The following is a 26,101-nucleotide window of genomic DNA, read 5'->3' on the forward strand; positions in this document are numbered from 1 at the left end:
GCCGCACCGGCGTGTGATCCACCCCTTCCCAGGCACTTTCCCCAGGAGGACTCCATGGAAAAGCTGATCGAGAAGATGGCGCGGGACGAGAACTGGCAGCGGTGGGTGGCGGCCAACTCCGCCCAGGCCTCCGGCAAGGACGGCTGCATCAGCGCCACCCCGAAGACGGGTTGTATCTCCTACAAGTCCGGCTGCATCTCCTGACCGGCGGTATCACCGCCCCCTGAGGAGTGCCGGCCCGCCGGACCGCGGTCCGGAGCCTCGCCCCACGGGCTCCGGGCCGCCAAGGCCGGCCTTTTTCCTCCGCTCCCGCGCGATTCCGCCCGCACTCGCGGGAACCGCCGCGGCGTTCCCGTCCCGAGGGACCCCCGGCAGAAGACGGTGAACGACTCCCCAGCGAATGAGAGTGCCCAGCCGATGAGATCGTCCATGGACGGACAGCCGACGGCCGAGGTCGTCGCCCGGGTCGCGGGCATACCGCTCTACCGGGAGTCGGTCGAGCGGGGGTATTTCCCCATCCTGGAGAAGACGGACATCGCCAGGGGATTCCCCGACAACTGGATGACGCCGGAACTGGCCGAGGCGCTCGCCGCCGGCGAGGCCGAATTCGTGCTCTCCACGGGCACCAACCACGCGCGGATGCAGATCATCCGGCCGCCCTACTTCCTGCTGAAGTCCTACTACCGGTTGTGGAGCGAGCATCCCGACATCTCCTCCACCTGGCGGGACGGCTGCCGGCGGGTTTCGCTGACCACCGTCCTGGCGACCGAGCACGTCGCCCGGGTGAACGCCGCGAAACGCGGCGCCGAGCCGGAAGCGGAACCCTCGCTCGACGAGCGGCGGCTCGACGAACGCACCCTGTACCTCAACCTGCGACTCGACCCGGGACTGTGGGAGCGGGACGAGGTGGAGCGCATGCTGGAGGAGATCCAGGCCATTCGGGACGCCCACCCGACGGGCCGATACCACCTGGACTGCTCGGGCCCCCATCTCGCGCACTTCGTGCGCAAAGTCGACCACTGGGGCCTGTGGGACCGGTTCCCCCGGCCCGACAGCATCGTGCACGCCTACGAATACACGCCGGTGAACGTCCGGCGGTACCTCCGCGAGCACTTCGACTGCCCGGTCGTCGATCTGTTCGGCAGCACCGAGCTGGGCTACCTCTTCTACAGCGACCGGAACGGCGTCTACCACCCGTATCTGGACCGGATGAGCGTGGAGTTGATCCCGGTCGCGCCCGGCAGTGACATCCACAGTCTCATCGTCACCAGTGTGCGCAACCCTTATATGCCGCTGGTCCGTTACCGCTCCGGCGACTGCGTCCGAACGGAGGACGGCTCGCCGGACCCCGCCCGCATCACCCGTTTCTGCGGCCGGGAGAAGGAGCTGTTCACGACGGCGAAGGGCAGGCCGGTGTCGCAGGCGGACCTCGACGACCGCGTGGCCGCGGCCTCCTCGCGGGTCTTCCTGCACCAATTGCGGACGGCGGGCGAGCGGGACGCCGTACTGCTCTACACGACGTTCGACGGATCGCCCGTCGAAACCGGCGCCGCCGAGAAGCTGGCGGGCGATGTACGCGAACTCACCGGTCTGCGCTGCCGGGTGGAGCACCGGGAACACCTGCCGATCGGCAGGTCCGGCAAGTACGCGTGGCTCGCGGAGGACCGCCGGGCGGCGGAGCCGGCCGCGATCGCGGAGCCGCCCGCCCCCGCCGAGGACCGCTGAACCCGACGGACGGAATGACCATGACCGCACAGCCGAACGTGACCGCCGACGACCTCAGGGCCCTGCTGGGCGAGGAACTGTACGCGGAAGTGGTGGCGTACGCCGCCGGACGGACGGACGCGGAACCGGCCTTCGTGGAGCGCCAGGTCCTGGAGTGCCTGCGCTACCTGTACCTCGTCTCGCGCCACCGGGAGCGGCTCGCCGGGCTCTTCCTGCCGGTCGAGCAGGAGATCGACGAGATCTGGCACTACCTGATCCTCCAGACGCGCGAGTACCGCGCCCTGTGCGAGGAACGGCTGCCCGGACGGTATTTCGTCCACCACCGCAGCATCGCCTACGAGGACTACCAGGAGGAGCCGGGCCGCGAGCGCGTGCTGGAGGAGGCGCTGCGCTGGATCCCGCTGTACTGCCGGGAGTTCGGGCCGTTCGACGAGGGTGCCCTGCCGCACTGGACCATCGTCCGCTTCCTGCACCAGGGGATGGGCATGACGCTGGAGGAGATCTCGGCGCTGCCCGAGTGGGGCGGACCGGGGGCGGCCGAGGCGGCGGCGGGTGCGGCGGGCGGGTGAGCGTCCGCCTCGTGCGGGACGGGTGTCCGCCTTGTGCGGGACGGGTGCCCGCCTCGTGCGGGACGGTGGGCGTCCGTCCCGCGTCGCACGGTTCCGACTAGGGCGCACAGGACATTTGAGGGGCGCGCGGCCATCTCTCACGCCGCAGTTGTGCGCCTCCGTTGCTTTGGTTGGTGTCGAGCGCCAATTACCTGTGCGAGAGAAGGATTTGGCTATCTTTTGACCAGACGCAGCGGGTAGCGTGGAGGCCAAGGGCTGGTAGCCGCCGGAACGGCCGGCCGCCGAAGAAGCCTCCGCGCGCACGGCGCGGTCACCACACGACCGATGGTCCACGGTACTCGGGGGAGTATGTGCTGATGGAACGACGGGTCCCGGACAGGACCACAAGCCGACCGGAACGGCTGCCCGACCCTGTGGGCCTCCGGTCCGTCCACCCCACCACGGTGGCGTTCTCCCGGCGGTAGTCCGGTCCTCTCATCCTTCGGAGGCGGGTGCGTCCGCCTCCGGTACTCCCTCGCTTTCCGCGCCGGACGACGGCGCGGCATCTGCCGGCGTCCCCCCGACGGGGCCGCCGGCGTCCGACACCCCAGTGCTGACCTTGAACACACCGCGCCCTGCCCGGAAACGGCGGGCGCAGGAGAAAGGCCACCATGAGGTCCTTGATAGCCAACGCCCGGTCCTTCGCCACCCATGTGGCGGAGCGAGCCGACGAGTTCCGCGCCCTGGAAGCCGGCCAACGCCCCGAAGTCCTCTTCATCACCTGCTCCGACTCGCGTGTGGTGCCGTCGCTGATCACCGGCGCCCGCCCCGGCGAGCTGTTCGAGCTGCGCACCGCGGGGAACGTCGTCCCCGCGTACGACGGCGAGCGCCCCAGCAGCGAGACCGCGACCATCGAGTACGCGGTCCGCGTGCTGGGCGTGCGCGACATCGTGGTCTGCGGCCATTCCCACTGCGGCGCCGTGCGGGCGCTCGTCGGCGGGGACGACCTGTCCGCCGTGCCGGCCGTGCGGGGCTGGCTGGAGCGGACCGTCGCCTGGCCGTGGAACGAGCCGGTGGAAGCGGGAGCGCCCGACCTGGCCGAGCCGGTGCAGCGGCACGCGGTCGAGCAGCTGGAGCGGCTGCGCACCCACCCTTGCGTCGCCGAGCGGCTGGCCGACGGCGGGATCGGGCTGCACGCCTGGTACTACGAGGTGCACACCGGTGCCGTCAGGGAGCACCGGCCCGACGGGCGGTTCCACCTGCTGTGACACGCGTTCGCCCACCGGTCGGGCGGCCACCGTCCCCATCCCCTCACAGCGCAAGGAATCCGCAGTCATGCTCTCGACCCTCAAGAACCTCAAAGATCCCGTCACCCTGAGGCAGGACGTCCTGGCCTCGCTCGTCGTCTTCCTGGTGGCCCTCCCGCTGTGCGTGGGCGTGGCCGTGGCCTCCGGGGTGCCCGCCGAACTCGGCCTGATCACCGGCATCGTGGGCGGCCTGGTCGTCGGGTGCCTGCCCGGCAGTTCGCTCCAGGTCAGCGGGCCCGCGGCCGGGCTCACCGTGCTGGTCTTCGAGGCGGTCCACGAGTTCGGCCTGGGCGCCCTGGGCGCCATCGTCCTGGCCACCGGGCTGCTTCAGATCATCCTGGGCGCCCTGCACTTCGGGCGGCTCTTCCGGGCCGTGTCCGTGGCCGTCGTGCAGGGGATGCTCGCCGGCATCGGCCTCGTCCTGCTCTTCGGCCAGCTCTACACCATGGCCGGGGTCAAGCAGCCCCGGTCCGGCGTCGACAAGATCACGGGCGTGCCGGGGCTGATCGGCACCGTGGTGACGGACGCCGACGCCCTGACCCCGTTCCTGCTGGGCGCGGGCACGATCGTCGTCCTCGTCCTCTGGAAGAAGCTCCCGGCCGGGGCGCAGATGGTGCCCGCGCCTCTCGTGGCAGTGGCCCTCGCCACGGCTGTCAGCGCCCTGGCCGGGCTGTCCGTGGCGAACGTCGAGTTCGAGGGCATCGTCCAGGCCGTCCAGCCGCCGGGCGCCGACGACTTCGGCGCCCTCGGCAGCATGGCCGCGCTCAGCACGATCCTCGCCTTCGCGCTGATCGCCTCGGCGGAGAGCCTGTTCAGCGCGGCGGCGGTGGACCGGATGCACGACGGTCCGCGCACCGAGTACGACAAGGAGCTGATGGCGCAGGGCGTGGGCAACACGGTCTGCGGCATCCTGGGCGCCCTGCCCATGACGGCCGTCATCGTGCGGAGTTCGGCCAACGTCCAGGCGGGGGCCCGCACCAAGAACGCCCGCATCCTGCACGGCGCCTGGCTGCTGCTGTTCTCGGCGCTCCTGCCGGCCGCGGTCGGGATCATCCCGCTGGCCGCGCTGGCGGGCGTCCTCGTCCACGCCGGCTGCAAGCTCGTGCCGGTGCAGCAGATCGTGCCGCTCTGGCGGCAGCACCGGGGCGAGGCGGTGGTGCTGGCGGTCACGGCGATCGGCATCATCGTCACCAACATGTTCGAGGGCGTCCTCATCGGCCTGCTGCTGGCGGTCGTCAAGTCCGCCTGGGAGACGTCGCAGATCCACCTCGACGTGCAGGAGACGGTGGAGGGCCGGCTGACGGTCACGGCCAGCGGGAACGCGACCTTCCTCCGGCTGCCCCGCATGCTGGAGACCCTGGAGGCGCTCCCGGAGGACCGCCCCGTCGAACTCGACCTGTCCCAGCTGCGCCATCTCGACCACGCGTGCCGCACGGTCCTGGAGACCTGGGCCGAGCACCGGGGCACGACGATCGAGGCCCTGACGAAGGCGTGACCGCGGTACGGGCCCGGTGGGATCGGCTCCCACCGGGCCCGGCCGTGCGCGCGCGCCGGTGGCTCGTGTCGGCGGCGCGCGACGACGGCTCGTGATGACGGCGCGCGACGACGGCTCGTGACGACGGTGGGGTGCGGGTCTGCCGCAGGGGGATGCCGGAACGCCTGGGAGTCGAGTGGCCGATGGGGCGTTGTCAGTGGTGCCCGGCATCATCGGAGCATGACGCAGCCCACCGCAGACACGCTGCGGGCCATCGCCCGCGCCCACCTTCCGTCCGACGTCGCCGAGCGCTGGCTGGCCCTGCTGCGGCCGAGCGCCCGGCTGGTCCCGGCGGCGGACGGGGAGGCGCCGGCCGGGGCGCTCGGCGGGCTGCCCCGGCTCCCTGACGACGTGGAGTGGCCCGAGTGGGAGGGGCACGGCCCCCTGGCGTTCGTCGCCTCCGTGGACTGCGCCGCCCTGTCCGTCGCGGCCCTGGACGTGCCCTTTCCCACCGACGGCACGCTCAACTTCTTCTTTTTCGACGGCCGGATCGACGACGGCGAGGCATGCGTCGACCCGGGCGACCCGGAGACCTGGCCGGGCGCCCGTGTGGTGCACGTGCCGGAAGGGACGCCCGTGTCCCCGCGCGAGGCGCCCGTCGGGGCCGAGGCGTACCCGCGCGTGCCGCTGGGCGTCCGCGCCGAGGTGACCGCCGCCACCGACCCCGACCATCCGGTGGTGGAGGCGGAGTTCGCGGGGGACCTGGCCTCCGGGGAGCCGTACATCGAGCACCCGGTGCACGGCCGGGCGTTCTGCGACGCCTTGTGGCGCCTCGGGAACGGCACCGCGCACCGGATCGGCGGCTGGGCCGACACGGTCCAGGGGCCCGTCGAGCCCGAGGTGGCCCGTGGCGTGCTGGGCGCGAAGTGGGACGATCCGCGGGTGGCGGAGGAAGCCAGGGAATGGACGCTGCTGGCCCAGATCGACAGTGACGCCGCCGCCGACATGATGTGGGGCGACACGGGCGCGCTCTACTGGCTCATACGCCCGCGGGACCTGGCGGAGCGGCGGTTCGACCGGGCGATGCTCACCTGGCAGTGCTGCTGAGGGCGGTGACGCGGGAGGCGTCCGCTGGGGGCAGAGGGCACGGGGAGCGAAGGGGCGGGAGGGTGGAGGCCGAAGGCGGTCCGTGGGGCGGTCCGTGTGGGCCATCGGAGGCCGGGAGACCCCGTGTTAGCCTCGTGACCATGGCGTTCTCCAGCCGTCCGCGCGCCTCACGCTGAGGCGGGTCGCGCCCGAGGCGCCGGCCCGGGCCGCCGGGGATCCCGACCGTTCCCCGTTGACACGCGGCCCACCGCCGCGGAGGACCACGCATGCCCGCCCTTCACGTCGCCCCCGAGGCGCGGCTCCGCCTCCTCTCCGTCCTGACCTGCCCGCACTGCGGCGAGCGGCTGGAGACGGCCGACGGATCCGTACGGTGCGCCGGGCGGCACTCGTTCGACGTCGCCCGCCAGGGCTACGTCGGCCTGCTGACCGGCAACATGCGGGCCGGCAGCGCCGACACGGCCGACATGGTGCGCGCCCGGACGGCGTTCCTCGGGGCCGGGCACTACGCCCCGCTGGCCACGGCCGTGGCCCGGGCCGTGGCGCCGCTCTGTCCGGACGGCGGCACGCTGCTCGACGCCGGCGCCGGGACCGGGTACTACCTCGCCGCCGCCCTGGACGCCCTGCCGGGCGCCGTCGGGCTGGGGCTCGACGCCTCCAAGTACGCGCTGCGCCAGGCGGCCCGGGCCCACCCCCGGGCGTGGGCGGCGACCTGGGACGTCTGGCGCCCCTTGCCGGTGCGCGGGGAGTCCGTGGACGTCGTGCTGAACGTCTTCGCGCCGCGCAACGGCGCGGAGTTCCACCGGGTGCTGCGGCCCGGCGGCGCGCTCGTGGTCGTGACGCCGACCGCCCGTCACCTGGCGGGCCTGCGGGAGAGCCTGGGGCTGCTCGCCGTGGACGCGGACAAGGAGGACCGGCTGCGGCGGACGCTCGGCGACCGGTTCCGGGCCGAGAGCGCGGAGACGCACGAGCACACCGTCGCCTTGTCGGCGGACGACGTGATGAACCTGGTACTGATGGGGCCCAGCGCTTGGCACGTGACGCCCGAGGAACTGCGGGGTCGCGTCGACGAGTTGGCGCTGCCGCTGCCGGTCACCGTCTCCTGTCTGGTGTCGGTGTACCGGGCCGTGTGACGGAGTGCCGTGCCGTCGGCGCGTTCGGGCGCTTGCCGTGCGTGGCGTGCGCCCCGGGCGGCACCGACGGCGTCCTGGCAGTGCTGTGACGCAGATCATCCGGTGATCGCCATCCGACGGATCCCCGGCTCGCGGCGTGCATGACAGGATCATGCGGTTCCTTACCAGTGAGTAATCGCAGTTTGTCCCGCTGTCGCGCGGCACGCCCCCGAGGATCCGAATTGCGCAAGCGCCACAAGAGAGTGCTGTTCCCCGCCCTGACCGCCATGTCCCTGGCCGTCGCCGGGTGTTCGTCGTCCGGCCCGAAGGCCGCCGACAAGCCGGACGACCGGGCCGCGGCGCCGGCCGCCACCGCACCGGCCGCACCGCAGGAGCTCGCGGTCGCCGCGGCGCCCCTCGGGGCGCGCGCCGCCGCGGTCGCGCCCGGCGCGTCGGCGGACCGCCCGTCGGCGGCCCCTCGGCAGGAGCGGGCACGGACGTCGACGCTCAAGGTGGCCTCGTACGACCGGGCGACCGGCCGCGCCGTCATCTCCGGTGTCACCACCGCCAAGCCGGGCGGCGCACCGAGTGCCAAGCCGGGTGACAAGCCGGGTGCCAAGCCGAGCGGCAAGCCCGGCTCCGGATCCGGAGGCGGCCCGGCGGCCCCGGCCAAGACCGTCGCCGTCGGCGACGTCTTCGCCAGCGCGCCCACGCCGGGCGCCCCGAACGGCGTCCTCGCCAAGGTGACGAAGGTGGTCGGGACGACGGACAAGGGCCTGGAGGTGCGCACCGCGCCCGCCACCCTCCCCGCGCTCCTCGGCGACGCGAAGGCGAACGGCACCGTGGCCGTCGACCCGTCCGCCGTGCAGGTGAAGCCGCTCGTGCCGGGCGTCAAGGTGTCCTGGGCCAAGCGCGGGAACCTCCGCTTCGGCCCGCAGGGCGCGAAGCTGCCCCTCGGCAACCTGCGCGTGGACGTGTCCACCGCCGTCGCCACCGCGAAGGGCGCCCCCGCCTCGGCCAAGGCGTCGGTCGACGGCTTCGTGCAGCTGGCGCCCGAGGTCGACTTCTCCTACGACGGCCGCGGCACCGACGGCCGCGCCCCCGGTACGGCGTCCCTCGCCCTGGCCGGCGACTGGTCGGCGCAGTGGGAACTGAAGGGCCGGGCCGCCGCGTCGACGGAGGGCAAGCCGCTGCGCCTGCCGTTCGCCAAGCTGCACGCCGCCCCCGTCGTCCAGGTCGGGCCCGTCCCGGTCGTCGTCAACGCGGACCTGACCTGCTACCTGCAGGTGGACGCCGACGGGAAGATCACCGTCGATGTGAAGCAGGACGTCAAGGGCGACTTCCGGGTCGGCGGCTCGTACAGCAGGGCCAAGGGCTGGGCGCCCGTCAGCAAGACCGCCATGAAGGGCTCTCCGGTGCGCGCCACGGTGGCGGCCGGCGGACGCGTGCGCGCCGCGCTGGGCGCCGAGGCGTCCGTCGGGCTGTACGGCACGGTCGGCGTGACGGGCGACCTGTCGCCGTACCTGCGGGCCGAGGGCGAGGTCGCCGCCAAGGCGTCGACCGACGGGAAGAAGTCGCTGAACGGCAAGTGGGGGGCGTTCGGCGGCGTCGACCTCAACGGCGCGCTCCAGCTCCAGCTGCGGATCTTCGGCACGCCGGTGTTCGAGCGGAAGCTGCCGCTGCCGGGGCTGCACCGCGAGTGGAAGCTGGCCGGTTCGAAGGGCTGACCTCGCGGGACCGTGTGACGGTGTGGAGGGCCGGGCGCGCGCCCGGCCCTCCACCGTCCCGGCAACCGGTCACGTCAGCCGCGTCGCCACCTTCCGGGCCACCGCGACGATGTCACCCGACGGCTTCGCCGGGGACGCGGGCCGCTTGCGCGTCCAGCCGTCCTCCAGCGCGTACCAGTCGATGGGCTTGGGCTTCCGCCGAGCCGCGAGCGCCGCTTCGAGCTCGGTGAAGTAGGTCTTCCAGCGCAGCCGGTACAGGCCGCCGACCAGCCCCGCCCATTCGCGGTTCGCGTAGTCGTGCAGTTTGCCGGCGTCCGCCGAGGCGCGCGGGCCCCAGACGGTCAGCAGGGAGACGGCGTCGTGCTCCAGCCGGTCGCGTTCGGCGGCCGTGCCGCCCCAGGCGCGGGCCTCGGCGATCCAGCGGCCCAGCAGGTGGCGTTCGCTGGTGGCGACGGTCTCCTCAAGGAGCGTCATCCAGTCCAGCCACTGCCGGGTCAGGGTCCGGAAGCGGGCCCGGTCGCCCGCGTCGTAGGCGGCCTTGATCCGGGGGAGCAGCAGCCGGCTGCGGTTGCTGACGCACTGCCGGGCGACGTCCATCAGGTCGTACCGGTACGCCGAGCTGCCGCGCAGCGCCGGGGCGACGGCGAGCAGCGCGGGCAGCGCCTCGTCGAAGGCCGCCGCGTCGTAGCGCAGCTGCCGCGGGGACCAGGCGGCGGCGCGGTTGACGGCCAGGTCCGGGCGGGCGCCGAAGAGGCCGTCGGCCGCCTCGCTCCAGCCGTCGGCGCGCGTGGTGCCGTAGGCGGTGCGGCGCAGCACGTCCCAGGCGCGGCGCGCGTTCGGGTCGGCGGCGCCGTACCGCTGGACGGGCCAGCGGGCGAACCAGTCCTCCACGTCCAGCCGCCCCTTGGTCCAGGCCAGGTCGGAGAAGAGGGCGAACGCGGCGGGGTTGTTGTCGGCCGCCTCGGGCATCAGCGCGATGCCGCGCAGCGCGCTGCCCTTCTTGGTGCGCCACTGGTGGAACAGGGAGACCCAGTCCCGGGTGTTGGCACCCATCGCCGTGTGCCCGCCGAAGTTCCAGATGGTGCCGAAGGCGTACGGGGTGCCGCCCCAGTCCTTCTCGCGGTCGGTGACGCGCGGGTAGTGGTCCGGGATGCCGTCGAGGACGAGCATCCGGGAGCGGTCGACGGCGTCGAGGATCTCGCGGCGGGGGTTGGTCTGCCAGCCGAGGATGGCCCAGGTGGCGCCGGGGTGCGCGGTGCGCAGCGCCTTCTCGACGGCCTTGGCGGCGGCGCTGACGGGGACGGGGCCGGGGGTGCCGCCCTCGTGCAGCAGGTCGATCTTGTACATGGAGGAGGCGCCGTAGAGCTCCTGCTGCACCCGGTAGTACGTGCGGGCGACGCGGGAGAAGTGTGCGGTGCGCGGGTCGAGCCAGTCGGGTCTGCGGAAGCCGGCCCAGTCGCCCTGCGGGACGGTGCGGGCGCCCTTGTTGCGGCGGGCGAAGTCCGGCGGGACGGTGCCGGAGTAGCCGGGGAGGACGGGGGTGATGCCGAGCTCGCGCAGCCGGCGCGTGATCCGCTGGGCCAGGGCGGTCCTGCGGTCGAGGAGGGCGCGGGAGACCGGGCCGCCGAAGGCGCTCATGTTCTGCATGAGCCACCAGGGCTGGTGGGCGGGGCCGGGAACCCAATTCCGGCATTCCGCGTCGGTGTAACCGTGTTCGATGAACGTTCGACGGTAGACCTCGTCGGCCCCCGCGTAGACCAGCACCTCGTTGTAGCCGTGCAGCGCGAGGATGTCGATTTCGCGTTCCCAGTAGGCCCAGTCCCGGTAGGGGCCGGTGTAGCCGTCGTTCGTGTCGTTGAGGGCGAAGCGGTGGCGGACGTTCGCCTCGGCGGTGACGCTGCCCCGGACGGCGGGGAGCGTGGCGGGCAGGGCCGTCCGCTCGCCGGCCCACGAGACGTGGGCGTGGGCGACGTCCCGCAGGTAGCGGTGGAATCCGGTCAGCTGGACGGCCGGGGTGCTGCCCTCGACGAGGATCCGGCCGGCTTGGCCGGTGACCCGGTAGACGTCCGCGCCGGAGCGGCGGGGGATGGTGCGGAAGGTGACCTGGCGGTGGTGGCGGGGGAAGAGCCGGGCCAGGGCCGCGGCGGCGGGGCCGGCGGCCGTCGGTGCGTCCGGTCTGTCGGGAGCGGGTGGGACCAGCGGGGTTCCCGGGACGCCAGGGGGCGGCTGAGCGGAGGCCGCGGCTTCCGCCGGGGAGGCGCCGAGGGTGCCGAGCGCGGCGGAGCCGGCCAGGGCGCCGAGGACCGAACGACGGGCGATGTGCATGAGTGACCTCCGAGGCAGCTGCGGCTACCGGCCTGGACCACTTGAGCGCCGAGATCCTATGAGCCGACGACGGCCGAACGTCAAGAGTGCCTTGGGCGAATCGGTCACACCGGTAACATTTACTGCGAAAGGCCTCTTTCGGGTTGATGCTTCGTCGCCCGTTCGGCGTCTTCCGGCCGCTTCGGCCGTCCCGTTCGCGTCGGCGATTTTTTCTGTGACGTCTGTGGCATCTGCCATATCCGTGGCATCCGTGGCATCCGACGTATCCGTGACATCCGTTGAACAGGAGCGGTCCATACCGTCCGGTCGGTCCGTTCCGCAGCCGCCGCCGTTCCCGGGGACTCCTCCGTCCCCGGGCCCCTTCCCGTACCCGAGGAATGCCGTGCGACGACTCGGTGCCGTCCCCGGCATCCTCACCACCCTCCTCGCCACGGGTCTGTCCGGCGGACTGCTCACCGGCTGCGCGGAGCCCGGCGGGCTGGAGGTGAGCGGCCCGGCGCGGACGCCGGTCCCGGCCGCGCTGCCCGTACACGTCAGCGAGGGCCCCGGCCGTCCCGGCGTGAGCCGCCCGGCGACGTTCGAGGTCGCGGGTGTCGTCCGGCTCACCCGGCTGCGCTGGCGGTCCTGGGGCGGGCCGGCCGCCGAGGCGACCGGCACGGTCACCGGCCCGTGGTGCGCGCCGGCCTGCGGCGACCGTCCGCGCGAGGCCCGCGTCCGGTTCTCCGGACGCGTAGGGCAGGATCGTCACTCCTACTACAGCCGGGTCTCCGTCCTCGTCGACGGGCTCCCGGGCGGGCAGTACGACGAGCTGCGTGATCTGCGGCTCTTCGTGCCGGGGCGACAGCCGCCGGCGTAGGCCGTCGAGGAGCCTGGACACCATGGGACTGCGAACGAAGATCGGCGCGGCGATCACCGTCACCGCCGCGCTCGTCGCCGTCCTGATCGGGTTCGTCGTGCACCACCGCACCGGCGTCAATCAGCTGGCGACGGCCCGCGAGACCATCGAGGCCCGGCTGACCTCGGCCGTCGAGGACCACGCGGCGGGCATCGACCGGCAGCACACCCTCGTCAACCCGGACGGCGTACCGGCGCCCCTGCGCGAGGCGGCGGAGGGCGGCAAACGCGCCACCTACCTGGACCGGAGCGGCCGGGAGCCGGTGTTGTGGGCGGCGACCCGGCTCGGTGACGACCTGATCGTGCTGAAGCGGCCCTACCGCCGTGAGACCCGCGACCTTCAGGACCTCGACGACGTGCTCTGGGCGGCCGGCGGCCTGGGCACCGCCTTCTCCGGGATCGTCGGCGTCGGCCTGGCGACGTTCGCCGGACGCCGGCTCAACGCCTCCGCCCGTATCGCCGAGCGCATCGCCGACGGGGACCTCACCGCGCGGCTCCGGCCCCGCGGCGGCAAGGACGAGATCGCGCGGCTGACCATCGCCGTCAACGCCATGGCCGACGCGCTCGCCGCCCGTCTCCAGGCCGAGCGCGAGGTGACCGCCAACATCGCGCACGAGTTGCGCACCCCCGTCGCCGGTCTGGTCGCCGCGGCGGCCCTGCTGCCGCCCGGCCGGCCCGCCGAGATGGTCCGGGAGCGGGCCCGGCGGGTGCACACCCTGATGGAGGACGTCCTGGAGGTGGCCCGGCTGGACGCGGACACCGAACGGGTGGAGAGCGACGTCCGCCCCCTCGGCGACCTCGCCCGGCGCGCGGCCGGCGCGGCGGGCGGGCCGGGCGGTACGGCGGCGGAGGTACGGGTGGTGCGCGACTGTCTGGTGGAGACGGACGCCCGGCGCGTCGAACGGATACTGACCAACCTCGTCACCAACGCCTACCGGCACGGCGCCGAGCCGGTCGCCGTCGAGGTGGACGACGGCGTCATCCGCGTCCGCGACGGCGGTCCCGGCTTCCCCGAGTCGCTGCTGGCCCACGGGCCGCAGCGGTTCCGCACGGACTCCGGCGCGGGGCTGGGCCTCGGGCTGACGATCGCGGCGGGGCAGGCGCGGGTGCTGGGCGCCCCGCTGACCTTCGCGAACCCGTCGGAGGGCGGGGCGGAGGCGGTGCTCGACCTGCGCGGGGCGGCGCGGGGGCCGGTACCGCCGGAACCGGAAGGGGCAGGGGAAGCGGAACAGGAAGCGGAACATCCGGAGCGGGAGCCGCGGCCGGCCCCGGGGGCGTCGGCTGACTGACGCTCCGGCCCCTCCGGCGTTGCCGGACCGGCGATCGGTCGCTGCCTGTTCAGAGACCGGCCGCGGCCCCGGCTCCGGCCCCGCTTCCGGTCCCGATGGACGAGGGCGGAGCCCCGCGCCGCAGCGGCTTGGCGAAGCAGCGGCTCTGCTCGTACTCCCGGTAGATCCCGAACTTCCGCTCCGCCGGCACGTACCCGCTCGACGTGTAGAGCGCGATCGCCTCCGGCTGCGCGGTACCCGTCTCCAGGACCACCCGCGTCCGGCCCGCCGCCCGCGCGTCCTCCTCCAGCAGCGCGAGGATCCGCCGCGCCAGCCCGCGTCCCCGCGCGCCGGGCACCACGTACATCCGCTTGAGCTCGGCGTCGCCGTCCGCGTACCCCTCCTCGTCGCGGTCCCGCGCGCGCCAGCCGCCGGAGGCCACGGGAGCTCCGTCGTCCTCGTAGGCGATGAGATATAGGCCACGCGGCGGGGCGAAGTGCGCGGGCTCCAGCGGGGTGAGATCGCCCTCGTCGCCGTAGCGCGCCTGGTACTCCAGCTGCACCTCGTCGTTGAGTTTCACGGCGTCCGGGTGGTCGAAGGACACAGGCACAATCCGCATTCCGCGATCGTACGATCACCTGACCGGGCGCGACAGGGGCGCCCGCAAAGTCGGTATCGTGCCGGAATGCTCACTGTGACTTCCGTAAACGTGAACGGACTCCGCGCCGCCGCCAAGAAGGGCTTCGTGGAGTGGCTGGCGGCGACCGACGCCGACGTCGTGTGCCTCCAGGAGGTCCGCGCCGAGCCGCACCAGCTCCCCGACGAGGTCCGCGAGCCCGAGGGCTGGCACGCCTACCACGCCCCCGCTGCGGCCAAGGGCCGGGCCGGCGTCTCGGTGTACTCCCGGCGCGAGCCCGACGCGGTACGGACCGGCTTCGGCTCCGCCGAGTTCGACGGCAGTGGGCGCTACCTGGAGATCGATCTGCCGGGTGTCACCGTCGCCAGCCTCTACCTGCCCTCGGGAGAGGTGGGCACCGAGCGCCAGGACGAGAAGGAGCGCTTCATGGACGCGTTCCTCCCCTACCTGGTCTCCCTGAAGGCGCGCGCGGCGGCGGACGGCCGTGAGGTCCTCGTCTGCGGCGACTGGAACATCGCCCACCAGGAGGCCGACCTCAAGAACTGGAAGGCCAACCGGAAGAGCGCCGGCTTCCTCCCCGAGGAGCGCGCCTGGCTCACCAAGGTCTTCGAGGAGTACGTCGACGTCGTCCGCGACCGGCACCCCGACGTCGCCGGCCCCTACTCCTGGTGGTCCTACCGCGGACGCGCCTTCGACAACGACTCCGGCTGGCGCATCGACTACCACGTCGCCACCCCGGGCCTCGCGGCCCGCGCCCTGAAGGCCCACGTCGAGCGCGCGGCCTCGCACGCGGAGCGGTGGAGCGACCATGCGCCGGTGACGGTGGTGTACGGGGCGTAGGGAGCGACGGGGGCGCGCGGCGGCGGACGGTCCGGGGGCGCGCCGGCGGGTGCCCTGCGTGGCTCGCGGGCGCGGGGTGTCCGCCGGCCTTCCCAGGGAGGCCGGCCCTCGCGGCTCGTTGGTACACCCGCGCCCCTACGGCGACAAGGTGGTGCGCGCCTCCCGCCTGGCGGGCTGCGACGGTAGGCACAGCACCGTACGCAAGCTGCTCGGTATCGGCTTCGAGGGCACCGGCCCCACCCTCACCGGCCGCCAGGCCACGGTGAAACCGGCCGGCCTGGGCGCCCCGCTGCTCGGCCTGACCGCGCGTCCGCCCCCCGGCCGGCCCTGACGGGAGTGACACGCCGGTGGCGGGCCGCCCAGCCCGTCCGCCCGCCACCCCGCGAGCAAGCCCCGTGCCGCCACGCGGCCGTCACCCGGCCGCCGCGCCCGGGCCGGTGGGGACGTCGTCGGGTGCCAGCACGGCGGCGACCGAACTGCGGATGCGGGAGCGCAGCCACCGGTGGGCCGGGTCGGAGTCGTCGCGCGGGTGCCAGGCGAGGGACAGCGGGAGCGGCGGCAGCGGGACGGGCAGCTCCCGGGTGATCAGGCCGAGCGTGCGCACGTTGACGCGGTACTGGCGCCAGGGGAAGAGGCCGACCACGTCGTGCCGGTTGGCCAGCATCAACAGCGTGGCGGCGAACGTCGGGGCGACGACGGCGGCCCGCCGGCTGAGCCGCAGCGCTGCCAGGGCGTCGTCCAGGGGGCCGCTCGGGCGGCCGCGGCGGGACGTGACGATGTGCCGGGCGCCCGCGACCCGTTCGGCGGTGAGCTCGCCTTCGGCCAGGGGGTGGTCCGGGCGCATGACCATCACGGTGTGGTCGTCGATGAGCGGTTCCGACCGCACCTCGGGCGCGAGCGGGCCCAGCACGCCCATCTGGAGATCGATACTGCCGTCCCGCAGCCCGGTGTGATCGCCCGGCGGCTCCGCCAGGAAGCACAACGTCACGCCCGGCGCCTCCCGTTCGACGCGGGTGAGCAGGTGATCGCCGACCGAGGTGACCATCGCGTCATTGGCGCTGATGGTGAAGGTACGCGTCAGCGAACCGAGGTCGATCTCGCCGGTCGGGGCGAGCACCGCGTGGGCGCGCCGCACCAGGGCGCGCACTTCCGTCCGCATGGCCACGGCCCGGGGAGTGGGCTGCATGGTGTGACCGGCGCGGACCAGCACGGGGTCCCCGACGACCTTGCGTATGCGTCCCAGCGTGCGGCTCATCGCCGGCTCGGAGACGGCCAGGCGGGCGGCGGCCCCGGTGACGGAGCACTCCTCCAGCAGAGCGTCGAGGGCGACGAGCAGATTCAGATCCAACTTCGTATGCACCAAACGCATTTTATGGATCACGAACATGCATTTGAAGTTAATTCGCCTCGTTTCTAGGGTCGTTGGCGCGTCGGAAAGGAAGGGGAGGTCATGACCGCGGAGAGCGCAGCGAGGCCCCACGCGGACCGTGCCCGTGCGGCGGGGCGGCCGCCGGGCGGGGCCATGGAACCTCCTCACGGCCGGGCGGCACGGCAGTCCGTCCCGCGTCTGATGAACGCCGCCGTCATCGCCGTTCAGGCCATGGTGTCCGGTGTCAACCTGGCCATCCCCCAGATCTCCGGCAGCGGTCTGCACCCGTCGGCGACGCAGATGGTGTGGATCGTGGACGTCTATCTGCTCGTCTTCGCCGGACTCCTCATCCCGGCGGGGGCGTTGGGCGACCGGCTGGGCCGCAAGCGGGTGCTCGTCGGCGGGCTCGCCACGTTCGCCCTGGGCTGTCTGGGTTGCGCGCTCGCCCCGAACGTCACGGTCCTGCTCGTCGGGCGGGCCGTCGCGGGTCTGGGCGCGGCCGCGGTGATGCCGGCCACCCTGGCCCTGTCCCTAGCCGTGACGCCTCCCTCCGAGCGCGGCAAGGCGGTCGGCGCCTGGTCGGGCGCGACCGGGCTGGGCGGCATGCTCGGCAACCTGGTCGCCGGCACCACCCTGCAGTTCTTCTCCTGGCCCGTGTTCTTCGCCCTCTTCGTCCCGGCCGCCGTGCTGCTCGCCGTACTGGCCTTCCGCCGGTGCCCGGACACCGAGCGCCACCCGGGCCGGTCCGACCCGCTCGGTACCGTCCTGCTGGTGGCGACGCTCACGGGCCTGCTGTTCGGTCTGATCGAGGGGCGTGAGCTGGGCTGGACGTCGGGTCCCGTGCTGACGGCGTTCGCCGGGGACCTGGTCGTCGGCGCGGTGTTCGTCGTCCACTCGCTGCGTGCCGAACGCCCCCTGGTCGACCTCCGGTTGCTCAGGACGCCCGCGGTGGGCGCGGGCATCCTGGGCGTGGCCGCCGCCTTCCTCGGCATGTTCGGCCTCTTCTTCCTCAACGCCCAGTACCTGCACTACGCCAAGGGGTTCAGCGCCGTCGAGACGGGTCTGGCCATCCTGCCGCAGGGGCTGTGCATGAAGGTGGTCTCGCCCAAGGCCGCCACACTGGCCGGCCGCTGGGGCGTGCGCCCGGTCGTGGCCGTCGGTATGGCGCTGATCGTCGGCGGGCTCGTACTGCTGTCCCTGGCGACCGCCGCGACGCCCTACTGGCGGTACGCGCTCGCGCTGCTCGTCATGGCCACCGGCATGGGGCTGGCGACCCCGCCCCTGTCCGGCGGCATCGTCGCCGCGCTGCCCAAGAGCCGGAGCGGCCTGGGCTCCGCCCTCAACAGCACCGCGCGCGAGATCGGCAGCGCCGTCGGCATCGCCGTCGTCGCGACCGTCGTCACCAGCCGCTTCCTCGCGCACCTGCCCGAGGGCGCCGAGGAGAGCGCGCACTCGGCCTCGGACGCCATGGCCGCCGCCGACCGCTTGGGCGCCGACGGGCACGACGCCGCCGTGCGGGCGTTCACCGACGCGATGGCCCAGGGCTACCGCGTCATCGCCGTCCTGGTCGCCGTCATCGGCCTGGTGGCCCTCGTCCGGCACGGACGTGGCCGCCGCGCGGACGCGCCGCGGGCGGGCTCGTGAGCACCACCGGCCGGACTACCGAGGCGGCGGAGGCGCGGGTGGACGAAGACCGTGCGACGTCCGGGCGGGAGGGGCGCGTCAGGACGCCGCCGGGTCGCCTTGGGCGTCGTCCCCCGCCGGCTCGTGCGCCCGCGACCACGCTTCCGCGTTCGCCCTTATATGGCGGTCCATCGCCATGGAGACCTCCGCGTCGACCACCGTCTGGGACACCGGGCGCAGGCGTTCGAGCGTGCGGGCGATGTGGTCGGTCTCGTCGTGGGGGAGGGGGGTGCCGGCGGCGGAGCGGGTGAGGGCGTCCTTCAGGAGGTGGGTGTGGATGAGGTCGGTGAAGATCGCCGCCAGGGCGTCGGCGTGGACGCGGACGTCGCGGGCCGCCGCCAGGACGGCGGACAACGGGACGCCGGCGCGCACGAGTTCGGTGGACGCCTCCAGGAGGCGGCGGCTGACGTGGACGAACTCCTCGCCGTCGACGGCGAGATAGCCGATGTCGAGCGCGGCGGCGAGGTTCTCGGCCGTGACCTGGCCCGCGAAGGTGTCCGCCAGTTCCTCGGCGCTCAGGCGGACCGGAGTCTCCCGTGACCAGGGGGTGGACAGGACGCCGTCCAAGCCGAGGAGCTCGGCCACGTCCCGGCCGCCCTCGAAGGCGGCCAGCAGGTCCGCGATGCCGCCGAGGGTGTGGCCGCGTTCCAGGAGGGCGGCGATGGTGCGGAGGCGGCTGAGGTGGGTGTCGTCGTACCAGGCCAGGCGGCCTTCGCGGCGTGGGGGCGGGACGAGTTTGCGTTCGCGGTAGAAGCGGAGGGTGCGGAGGGGGATGCCCGCTTCCCGGGCCAGTTCCGCCATGCGGTACTCGCGTTTACCGGGGGTGCCCGGCTCGTCGGGCTCTTCGGTGGTCACGCGGGCAGCGTAGGCGGTGGCCGGGGTGGGGCGCCCCCGTCCCGCTCGTTCGCCGGTTGGGCGGGGTGAGCCGTTATCTCCGGCCGTGTCGACGGTCCGGCCGCGGTGAGCGAGCGACGAACGGGCCGGGCGAGGCGTTCTCCCCGTTCACCGCGAGGGGGTACGACCGGCGGTAACTTCCTTGTGCCGCACCCCTACCGCTCGGTACGTCACACCCCTACGCTCGCACCGTGCCAGTAATCACTGGCGCGATGCGGAGCGATCCGGGAGGCAGCGGCATGGCCGAGCACGTGCGAGTGGCGGTGATCGGGTCCGGGTTCGGGGGGCTGGGAGCGGCCGTACGGCTCCGCCGGGAGGGGGTGACGGACTTCGTCGTCCTGGAACGCGCCGGGGCGATCGGCGGGACCTGGCGGGACAACACGTATCCGGGCTGCGCCTGCGACGTGCCCTCGCACCTGTACTCGTTCTCGTTCGCCCCCAACCCCGAGTGGCCGCGCAACTTCTCCGGACAGCCGCACATCCAGGCGTACCTGGAGCGGCTCGCCGACACCTTCGGCCTGCGGCCGCACCTCCGGCTGAACACCGAGGTGAGAGCCGCCCGGTGGGACGCGGAGGGGCTGCGCTGGGAGCTGGAGACCGCCTCCGGCGCCGCCTACACCGCCGACGTCGTCGTCTCCGCCACCGGACCACTCTCCGACCCGCGGCTGCCGGACGTCCCCGGCCTGGACTCGTTCCCCGGGCCCGTCTTCCACTCCGCCCGCTGGGACCACGGCGTGGACCTGCGCGGCAAGCGCGTCGCGGTCGTCGGGACCGGGGCGTCGGCGATCCAGATCGTCCCGGGGATCCAGCCGGACGTCTCCCGGCTGACCGTCTTCCAGCGCACGCCGGCCTGGGTCCTGCCCCGGGCGGACCGGCGCATCACGGGGGCCGAGCGGTGGCTGCACAGCAAGGTGCCGGCCACCCGGGCCGTACGGCGCGGACTGCTGTGGACGATAAGGGAGTTGCAGGTGGGGGCGTTCACCAGACATCCGGAGCGGCTCGGCGCGGTGGAGGCGCTGGCCAGGGCGCATCTGCGGCGCTCCGTGAAGGATCCGGGGCTGCGCGCCCGGCTCACCCCCGACTACCGCATCGGATGCAAGCGCATCCTGCTCTCCAACGACTACTACCCGGCACTGACCAGGCCGAACGTCGACGTCGTCTCGTCCGGGCTGAGCGAGGTGCGCGGCTCGGAGCTGGTCGCGGCCGACGGGACGCGGGCGGAGGCCGACGTACTGGTCTTCGGCACCGGATTCCGGGTGACCGACATGCCGATCGCCCACCGCATCACCGGCGCCGACGGCACCACGCTCGCCGAGGAGTGGAAGGACGGGATGGCCGCGCTGCGCGGCACCACCGCCGCCGGATTCCCCAACCTCCTCTTCATCATCGGCCCCAACACCGGGCTCGGAAACAGCTCGATGGTGCTGATGATCGAATCGCAGCTCAACTACCTGGCCGATTACCTGCGGCAACTCGACGTGCTCGGCGGGCGTACCGCGCTCGTCGCCCGGCCGTCCGCCGTCAACGCCTGGAACCGCGGCCTCCAGCGGCGCATGGAACGGACCGTGTGGAACACCGGCGGCTGCGACAGCTGGTACCTCGACTCCCAGGGGCGCAACACCACGGCCTGGCCGGGCACCACGACGGAGTTCCGGCGGGCCACCCGACGGGTAGACCTCCAGGAATACCAGGTGCTGCGAGAGCCCCGGCGCCGGCGGGCGGCCGGCGCCGTGTCCGGGCTCGTCTCGTCGGGGCGGGGCGAAGGGGCGGTGGCCCGATGAGCGCGGCGTACCGCGGGAACAGTCTGAGCGGGCAGGTCGCCGTCGTCACCGGCGCGGCGCGGGGTGTGGGCGAGTCGCTGGCCCGCAAGCTTTCGGCGCGCGGCGCCCGGCTCGCCCTCGTCGGCCTGGAGCCGGACGAACTCCGGCGCGTCGCGGGCACCTTGCGGACGGAATCCGCCCACTGGCACGCCGACGTCACCGACCAGGAGGCCATGGAGCGGGTGGCCCAGGAGGTCGGCGCGCGGTTCGGGCGCGTCGACATCGTGGTCGCCAACGCCGGTGTCGCCGGGGGAGGTCCGCTGGAGCGCTGCGACTTCGCCGTCTGGCGTCGCGTCGTCGAGGTCAACCTGATCGGCTCCGCCGTCACCGGCCGCGCCTTCCTCCCCGCCCTCGTCGAGAGCCGCGGCTATCTGTTGCAGATCGCCTCGCTCGCCGCCATCGCGCCGGCGCCGATGATGAGCGCCTACTGCGCGTCCAAGGCGGGCGTGGAGGCGTACGCGCACGCCCTGCGCGGTGAGGTCGGCCACCGGGGGGTGCGGGTCGGGGTGGGCTATCTGAGCTGGACGGACACCGACATGGTGCGGGGTGCGGACGAGATCGACGTGATGCGCGAGATGCGGCGGCGGCTGCCGTGGCCGGCCAACCGGACGTACCCGCTGGAGCCCGCCGTGGAGCGGCTCGTGGCGGGGATCGAACGGCGCTCGGCGCATGTGTACGCCCAGGCGTGGCTGCGCGCCGCCCAGCCGGTGCGGGCGCTGCTGCCCGCGCTGACCGCGCTCGGCGCGCGGCGCGAGATGCGGCGGTTCGGGCCCCGGCTCGCCTCGGCGGAGGCGTCCGCGCCGGGGCTGGTGGGGGCCGGTGGGGCCGCCGATGCCGCCGGCCGGGCCAAGGGGCCGGTGAGTACGGAGGGTAACTGATCGACGTGCGGGGGGTGACGGTGCGTGCGAGGCTGGTCCCGGCCCGATCAGACGATCTCCCCGAGGAGTGAACACCCATGGGCATGAAGGACGAGATGCAGGGCAAGGCCCAGAAGGCCAAGCAGAAGATGCAGGACGCGAAGGAGCAGGCGCAGCAGCGCGGGCAGCAGGGGCAGGACCGGCTGCGCGAGAAGGGGCAGCAGGGCCGGCAGGAGGGGCAGCAGTCCTTCGACGACATCCGCGACGAGATCGACGATCGCTGACGTACGCCGGCGGTCGACGGCCGGCGTCGACGGTCGTCGCTCCGCGTCGGCCGGTCGCTCTTCCGTGAGCGAGGGGCGCGCCCTGTTCGCAGGGCGCGCCCCTTGTGGTTTCGCCCCGGCCCTTCCCGTTTCCCGTGGGGGCCGCGCCCCCGCGGTGCTACTGGCGCGGGGGCAACTCCGGGCGGGCGCGGTTCGGGACGTCGGCGTAGTCCGGCGGGGTCGTCGCGCCGTGGCGTTCCAGGAGGTCCAGGGCCAGGCGGACCGCGTCGTCGAGCTGCTTGTGGCGGCCCTCGGCCCAGTCCAGCGGCGTCCGGTCGACCTCGACGTCCGGCTCCACGCCGTGGTTCTCGACGCCCCAGCCGTAGGCGTCGAACCAGGCCGCGTTCATCGGCACCGTGATCGCCGTCCCGTCGCCGAGCCGGTGCCGGCCCGTCATGCCGATGACGCCGCCCCACGTGCGCAGCCCGACCACCGGCCCGATGCCCTGGAGCTTGAACGCGGCGGTGATCATGTCGCCGTCGGAGGACGTCATCTCGTCGGCGATGGCGACGACCGGGCCGCGCGGCGCGTTGGAGGCGTAACTCACCGGCTGCGCGCCCCGCGTGAGGTCCCAACCGATGATCGTCCGGGTGAGCTTCTCCACCACCAGTTCGCTGATGTTGCCGCCCGCGTTGCCCCGTACGTCCACGATGAGGGCGGGCCGGGACATCTCCATCCGCAGGTCGCGGTTGAACTGCGCCCAGCCGGAGCCGCCCATGTCGGGGATGTGCAGGTAGCCGCACTTGCCGCCGCTCAGTTCGCGGACGACCGCGCGGCGCTTGGCCACCCAGTCCTGGTAGCGGAGCGGGCGTTCGTCGATCAGGGGGACCACCGCCACCCGGCGGGCCGGTCCCTCGCCCTCGCCCGGGGCGAAGGTGAGCTCGACGGTGGTGCCGCCCGCGGCGGCGAGCAGCGGGTACGGGCCGGTGACCGGGTCGACCGGCCGGCCGTCCACGTGGGTGAGGACGGCACCCTCGCGGATGCCCGAACCGGCCAGCGGCGAACGGGCCTTGGAGTCGGAGGAGTCGCCGGGCAGGATACGGCGCACGGCCCAGCGGCCGTCCTTGAGCCGGGTGAGGTTGGCGCCGAGCAGGCCGATGGCGCGCTGGTAGTGCGGCGGGCCCTCGTTGCGGCGGGAGCCGATGACGTAGGCGTGGGAGGTGCCGAGTTCGCCCAGCACCTCGCGGAGCAGGTCGGCGAAGTCGTCGGGGGAGGCGACGCGTTCGACCAGCGGCCGGTACTGCTCCAGGATCGCGTCCCAGTCGACGCCGCCCATGCCGGGCTCCCAGAAGTAGGCCCGGACGATCCGGCCCGCCTCCGCGTACGCCTGCCGCCACTCGGCGGCCGGGTCCACCTCGTGCAGGATGCGTCGCATGTCGATGTGGACGACGGAGTCGGGGTCGCCGGACTCGGTGGCGGGCGCGGCCCGCAGGTCGCCCTCGTCGTTGACGACGAGCCGGGTGCCGTCGCCGCTGACCTCGAACCAGTCGAGCGACGCGGTCAGTTCGGTGCGCTTGGCCTTGCACAGGTCGAAGTGTTCGAGCGTGGGGCGGCCGGAGGTGTCGGCGGGGTTGGCGAAGGTCTCGCCGAGCGCGCCGGAGATGGGCCAGCGCAGCCACACCAGGCCGCCGCCGTGCACCGGGCGGAGGTGCGAGTACTTGGAGGCGGCCACCGGGAAGGGTGTCACCCGGCTCTCCAGCCCCTCCGTCTCCACCGTCAGCGGGCCCCCGTTGTCGCTGCCGGTCGTGCTGTCGATGTCCAGCCCGCCGCCCGCCGGCCGGCCCTCCGCTGTCAGCGCGAACGGCGAGGGGGTGGCCGAGGAGAGCGGGACGAGGTAGGGGCGGCAGCCGAGCGGGAACGACAGGTCGCCGGTGTGCACGTCGTACACCGGGTCGAAGCCGCGCCAGGAGAGGAAGGCGAGGTAGCGGCCGTCGCGGGTGAAGACGGGCTGTTCGTCCTCGAAGCGGCCGTTGGTGACGTCCACGACCATGCGGTCGGAGAGGCGGGCGATCCTGATCTGCCGCAGGGAGCGGCCGACGCCGGGGTGGGACCAGGCCAGCCAGCCGGAGTCGGGGGAGAACGCCAGGTCGCGCACCGGCCCGTTGTCGGACCGGACAAGTTCGCTCACCTCGCCGTCCCCCTCCGGCGAGGTGTCCACCAGCAGCAGCCGCCCGTCGTGCGCGGCGATCGCCAGCCGGGAGCCGTCCGGCGACGACAGCGTCTCGTGCACCCGGCCGATCCGGCCCGCCGCCAGCCGCCGGTGCTCCGACGTGCCCGCCGCGCTCGGCAGCCGGGCGATCTCGACGGCGTCCTCGCCCTCCGCGTCGGTGATGTACGCGACCCGGCCCGTCGAGCCCAGCATCTCGGGCAGCCGGACGCGGACGCCGGGGGTGTCGGCGATGGCCCGCGCCGGTCCGTCGCGGTGCGTGAGCCAGTAGAGGCTGCCGCGTACCTGGACGGCGCTGGCCCGGCCGGTGGTGTCGACGGCCAGCGCGTCGACGTGCGAGGCGGCCTGCACCTGGTACGTGCGCCGTCCGGCGCGCGGCCCGCCGAGCCGGAGGTCCAGCCGGCGCGGGACGGCGTCCGGTCCGAAGTCGTCCACGAGCCACAGGTCGCCCGCGCACTGGTAGACGACCCGGCTGCCGTCGGTGGAGGCGTGCCGGGCGTAGAAGTCGGCGTGGTCGGTGTGGCGGCGGAGGTCGGTGCCGTCGGGGCGGCAGGAGTAGAGGTTGCCGACGCCCTCGTGGTCGGAGAGGAACGCGACCCGGTCGCCGACGAACATCACGGCGTCCAGGTGCCCGTTCAGGTCCGGTACCAGCCGCTTGTCCATCAGCCACAGCCGGCCCGTGGCGCCGCCCCGGTAGCGCTTCCAGGAGGCCGGCTCGTGCGGCGGCTTGCCGGTGAGCAGCAGGGTCTCGCCGGGCGCGTCCCCGGGGCCGTGCCCGCTGCCGCGCATCGCGATGTCGGAGACCGGCCCCCACGGCAGGCGCAGGCCGGGGCTGCCGTCGGTGGGCAGCCGGTAGGCCCAGGAGAAGTAGGAGAAGGGCTGGCCGTGGGAGGAGACGGCGAGGATGTCGCTGGTGCCGTCCCGGTGCGGCGGCGTCCAGCCGCAGACCCGGGCGTCGGTACTGCCCCAGTAGGTCAGCCGCCGGGCCGGGCCGCCGTCGACGGGCACGAGGTGGACCTCGGGGTCGAGGCTGCGCCAGCTGGTGAACGCGATCCGGGTGCCGTCGGGGGAGAACCGCGGGTGGCCCAGCCGGGTGCGGTCGACGGTCAGCCGCCAGGCGCGGTCCTTGCCGCCGTCCGCCCCCGGCAGCGGGGACAGCCACAGGTCGTCCTCCGCGACGAAGCAGAGCAGGTCGCCGTGGAGATGGGGGTACCTCAGGTAGGCATCGCTCACCACTTCATGGTTTCCACCGTCCGGCCCACCGGCAACCCGGGCCGTGACGCGTGCCACGCGTGACGCACACCACGTGCGAAACGGCGTCGTTTCGCTGAGGGCCGCCGTACTCTCGTACTGTACGAAACCGTTTCGTTCCCATCGGACCCGAACGCAGGAGGTGCGACATGCCGGAGGAATCCGCGGCGCCGCCGGTCCGCCGCACCCGGCTCACGCCGGAACGTGAGGCGGAGCTCTACGAGGCCGTCCTCGCGATCCTGCGCGAGGTCGGTTACGAGGCGCTGACCATGGACGCCGTGGCGGCCCGCACCCGGGCCAGCAAGGCGACCCTCTACCGCCAGTGGAAGGGCAAGCCGGAGCTGGTCGCGAGCGCGCTGCGGCACACCAAGCCGATCAAGGTCGACGACATCGACACCGGCACCCTGCGCGGCGACCTGCTGGCGCTGACCGCCGTCGCCGACCCCGCGCAGATGGAGCGCGACGCGGCCCTCATGCGGGGGCTCGGACACGCCGTCCACTGCAACCCCGAGCTCCACCGCGCCCTGCGGGAGCTGCTGATCGAGCCCGAGCGGGAGTCCCTCCGGCGGCTGCTCGACCGGGCCGTGGAGCGTGGTGAGCTGGCGCCGGACACCCCCGCGATGGACTTCGTCGAGCACACCATGATCGGCGCCTTCGTCGCCCGCCCGCTGATCGAGGACCGGCCGGCGGACCCCGCCTACCTCGCCCGCTTCATCGACGCCGTGGTGCTCCCCGCCCTCGGCTGCTGAGCCCCGGCTCATATCCCCCCACCCACA

At 73.6% G+C, this 26,101-nt stretch carries 22 protein-coding genes; 17 read left to right on the forward strand and 5 right to left on the reverse strand.

From position 1 onward, the window contains the following. Window positions 1–54 precede the first annotated feature (54 nt). The 8 genes from ACSNOK_RS04945 to ACSNOK_RS04980 all read left to right on the forward strand — a co-directional run bounded on the left by ACSNOK_RS04945 (window position 55) and on the right by ACSNOK_RS04980 (window position 8,997). Window positions 55–204 carry a hypothetical protein gene (locus tag ACSNOK_RS04945; RefSeq protein WP_436779321.1) on the forward strand — a complete coding sequence of 50 codons (150 nt, stop codon included), beginning with the start codon at window positions 55–57 and terminating at the stop codon, window positions 202–204. Between the two features lie 225 nt (window positions 205–429). Next, window positions 430–1,725 carry a hypothetical protein gene (locus ACSNOK_RS04950; RefSeq protein ID WP_436779322.1) on the forward strand — a complete coding sequence of 432 codons (1,296 nt, stop codon included), beginning with the start codon at window positions 430–432 and terminating at the stop codon, window positions 1,723–1,725. 20 nt (window positions 1,726–1,745) lie between these two features. Continuing rightward, window positions 1,746–2,294 (forward strand): hypothetical protein, encoded by a 549-nt coding sequence (locus tag ACSNOK_RS04955; protein ID WP_436779323.1) that lies wholly within the window; start codon window positions 1,746–1,748, stop codon window positions 2,292–2,294. A 650-nt stretch (window positions 2,295–2,944) separates the two neighbouring features. Beyond that, window positions 2,945–3,541, forward strand: a complete 597-nt coding sequence (locus tag ACSNOK_RS04960; protein WP_436779324.1) for a carbonic anhydrase — start codon at window positions 2,945–2,947, stop codon at window positions 3,539–3,541. A gap of 67 nt (window positions 3,542–3,608) precedes the next feature. Then, entirely contained in the window at window positions 3,609–5,075 is a 1,467-nt protein-coding gene (locus ACSNOK_RS04965; protein ID WP_436779325.1) for a SulP family inorganic anion transporter, read from the forward strand. A 219-nt stretch (window positions 5,076–5,294) separates the two neighbouring features. Continuing rightward, window positions 5,295–6,161 carry a YwqG family protein gene (locus ACSNOK_RS04970; RefSeq protein WP_436779326.1) on the forward strand — a complete coding sequence of 289 codons (867 nt, stop codon included), beginning with the start codon at window positions 5,295–5,297 and terminating at the stop codon, window positions 6,159–6,161. A 266-nt stretch (window positions 6,162–6,427) separates the two neighbouring features. After that, on the forward strand, window positions 6,428–7,291 hold the full coding sequence (locus ACSNOK_RS04975) for a putative RNA methyltransferase (RefSeq protein WP_436779327.1): 864 nt from the start codon (window positions 6,428–6,430) through the stop codon (window positions 7,289–7,291). A gap of 221 nt (window positions 7,292–7,512) precedes the next feature. After that, window positions 7,513–8,997 (forward strand): hypothetical protein, encoded by a 1,485-nt coding sequence (locus tag ACSNOK_RS04980; protein ID WP_436779328.1) that lies wholly within the window; start codon window positions 7,513–7,515, stop codon window positions 8,995–8,997. Between the two features lie 69 nt (window positions 8,998–9,066). Here ACSNOK_RS04980 and ACSNOK_RS04985 read toward each other — a convergent pair whose 3' ends face one another. Then, window positions 9,067–11,322: an alpha-N-acetylglucosaminidase gene (locus ACSNOK_RS04985; protein WP_436779329.1), complete on the reverse strand. Its 2,256-nt coding sequence runs from the start codon at window positions 11,320–11,322 to the stop codon at window positions 9,067–9,069. A gap of 382 nt (window positions 11,323–11,704) precedes the next feature. On the opposite strand from ACSNOK_RS04985, the gene ACSNOK_RS04990 reads away from it, so the two are divergent. Both ACSNOK_RS04990 and ACSNOK_RS04995 read left to right on the forward strand, forming a co-directional pair. Beyond that, complete coding sequence (locus ACSNOK_RS04990; protein ID WP_436779330.1) at window positions 11,705–12,178, forward strand: hypothetical protein; 474 nt, start codon at window positions 11,705–11,707, stop codon at window positions 12,176–12,178. 22 nt (window positions 12,179–12,200) lie between these two features. Next, window positions 12,201–13,505: an ATP-binding protein gene (locus ACSNOK_RS04995; protein WP_436779331.1), complete on the forward strand. Its 1,305-nt coding sequence runs from the start codon at window positions 12,201–12,203 to the stop codon at window positions 13,503–13,505. A gap of 49 nt (window positions 13,506–13,554) precedes the next feature. On the opposite strand, the gene ACSNOK_RS05000 is transcribed toward ACSNOK_RS04995, so the two are convergent. Next, window positions 13,555–14,103 (reverse strand): GNAT family N-acetyltransferase, encoded by a 549-nt coding sequence (locus ACSNOK_RS05000; RefSeq protein WP_436779332.1) that lies wholly within the window; start codon window positions 14,101–14,103, stop codon window positions 13,555–13,557. A gap of 66 nt (window positions 14,104–14,169) precedes the next feature. Between ACSNOK_RS05000 and ACSNOK_RS05005 the strand changes: the two genes are divergently transcribed. Beyond that, a complete protein-coding gene (locus ACSNOK_RS05005; protein WP_436779333.1) occupies window positions 14,170–14,961 on the forward strand; it encodes an exodeoxyribonuclease III in 792 nt (263 codons plus the stop codon). A 76-nt stretch (window positions 14,962–15,037) separates the two neighbouring features. After that, complete coding sequence (locus ACSNOK_RS05010; RefSeq protein WP_436779340.1) at window positions 15,038–15,292, forward strand: FAD-dependent monooxygenase; 255 nt, start codon at window positions 15,038–15,040, stop codon at window positions 15,290–15,292. An 81-nt stretch (window positions 15,293–15,373) separates the two neighbouring features. Here ACSNOK_RS05010 and ACSNOK_RS05015 read toward each other — a convergent pair whose 3' ends face one another. Then, the gene (locus tag ACSNOK_RS05015) at window positions 15,374–16,330 is read right to left on the reverse strand and encodes a LysR family transcriptional regulator (RefSeq protein WP_436779334.1); all 957 of its coding nucleotides are present in this window, start codon (window positions 16,328–16,330) and stop codon (window positions 15,374–15,376) included. Window positions 16,331–16,483: 153 nt separating this feature from the next. On the opposite strand from ACSNOK_RS05015, the gene ACSNOK_RS05020 reads away from it, so the two are divergent. Beyond that, the gene (locus ACSNOK_RS05020) at window positions 16,484–17,974 is read left to right on the forward strand and encodes an MFS transporter (RefSeq protein ID WP_436779335.1); all 1,491 of its coding nucleotides are present in this window, start codon (window positions 16,484–16,486) and stop codon (window positions 17,972–17,974) included. Between the two features lie 78 nt (window positions 17,975–18,052). Here ACSNOK_RS05020 and ACSNOK_RS05025 read toward each other — a convergent pair whose 3' ends face one another. Beyond that, window positions 18,053–18,814 (reverse strand): MerR family transcriptional regulator, encoded by a 762-nt coding sequence (locus ACSNOK_RS05025; RefSeq protein ID WP_436779341.1) that lies wholly within the window; start codon window positions 18,812–18,814, stop codon window positions 18,053–18,055. A 332-nt stretch (window positions 18,815–19,146) separates the two neighbouring features. On the opposite strand from ACSNOK_RS05025, the gene ACSNOK_RS05030 reads away from it, so the two are divergent. The 3 genes from ACSNOK_RS05030 (at window position 19,147) to ACSNOK_RS05040 (ending at window position 21,868) form a co-directional block, all read left to right on the forward strand. Beyond that, complete coding sequence (locus ACSNOK_RS05030; RefSeq protein ID WP_436779342.1) at window positions 19,147–20,688, forward strand: flavin-containing monooxygenase; 1,542 nt, start codon at window positions 19,147–19,149, stop codon at window positions 20,686–20,688. Beyond that, window positions 20,685–21,605 (forward strand): SDR family oxidoreductase, encoded by a 921-nt coding sequence (locus tag ACSNOK_RS05035; protein WP_436779336.1) that lies wholly within the window; start codon window positions 20,685–20,687, stop codon window positions 21,603–21,605. Before ACSNOK_RS05030 ends, ACSNOK_RS05035 begins: the two co-directional genes overlap by 4 nt. 83 nt (window positions 21,606–21,688) lie before the next feature. Then, window positions 21,689–21,868 carry a hypothetical protein gene (locus ACSNOK_RS05040; RefSeq protein WP_436779337.1) on the forward strand — a complete coding sequence of 60 codons (180 nt, stop codon included), beginning with the start codon at window positions 21,689–21,691 and terminating at the stop codon, window positions 21,866–21,868. Window positions 21,869–22,025: 157 nt separating this feature from the next. Here ACSNOK_RS05040 and ACSNOK_RS05045 read toward each other — a convergent pair whose 3' ends face one another. After that, on the reverse strand, window positions 22,026–25,310 hold the full coding sequence (locus ACSNOK_RS05045) for a S41 family peptidase (RefSeq protein ID WP_436779338.1): 3,285 nt from the start codon (window positions 25,308–25,310) through the stop codon (window positions 22,026–22,028). A gap of 164 nt (window positions 25,311–25,474) precedes the next feature. Here ACSNOK_RS05045 and ACSNOK_RS05050 point away from each other — a divergent pair, with 164 nt between their 5' ends. Then, window positions 25,475–26,074: a TetR/AcrR family transcriptional regulator gene (locus ACSNOK_RS05050; protein WP_436779339.1), complete on the forward strand. Its 600-nt coding sequence runs from the start codon at window positions 25,475–25,477 to the stop codon at window positions 26,072–26,074. The last annotated feature ends 27 nt before the right edge of the window (window positions 26,075–26,101 follow it).

Origin of the sequence: Streptomyces sp. URMC 126, from assembly GCF_051386555.1 — a bacterium.
GTDB lineage: Bacteria > Actinomycetota > Actinomycetes > Streptomycetales > Streptomycetaceae > Streptomyces.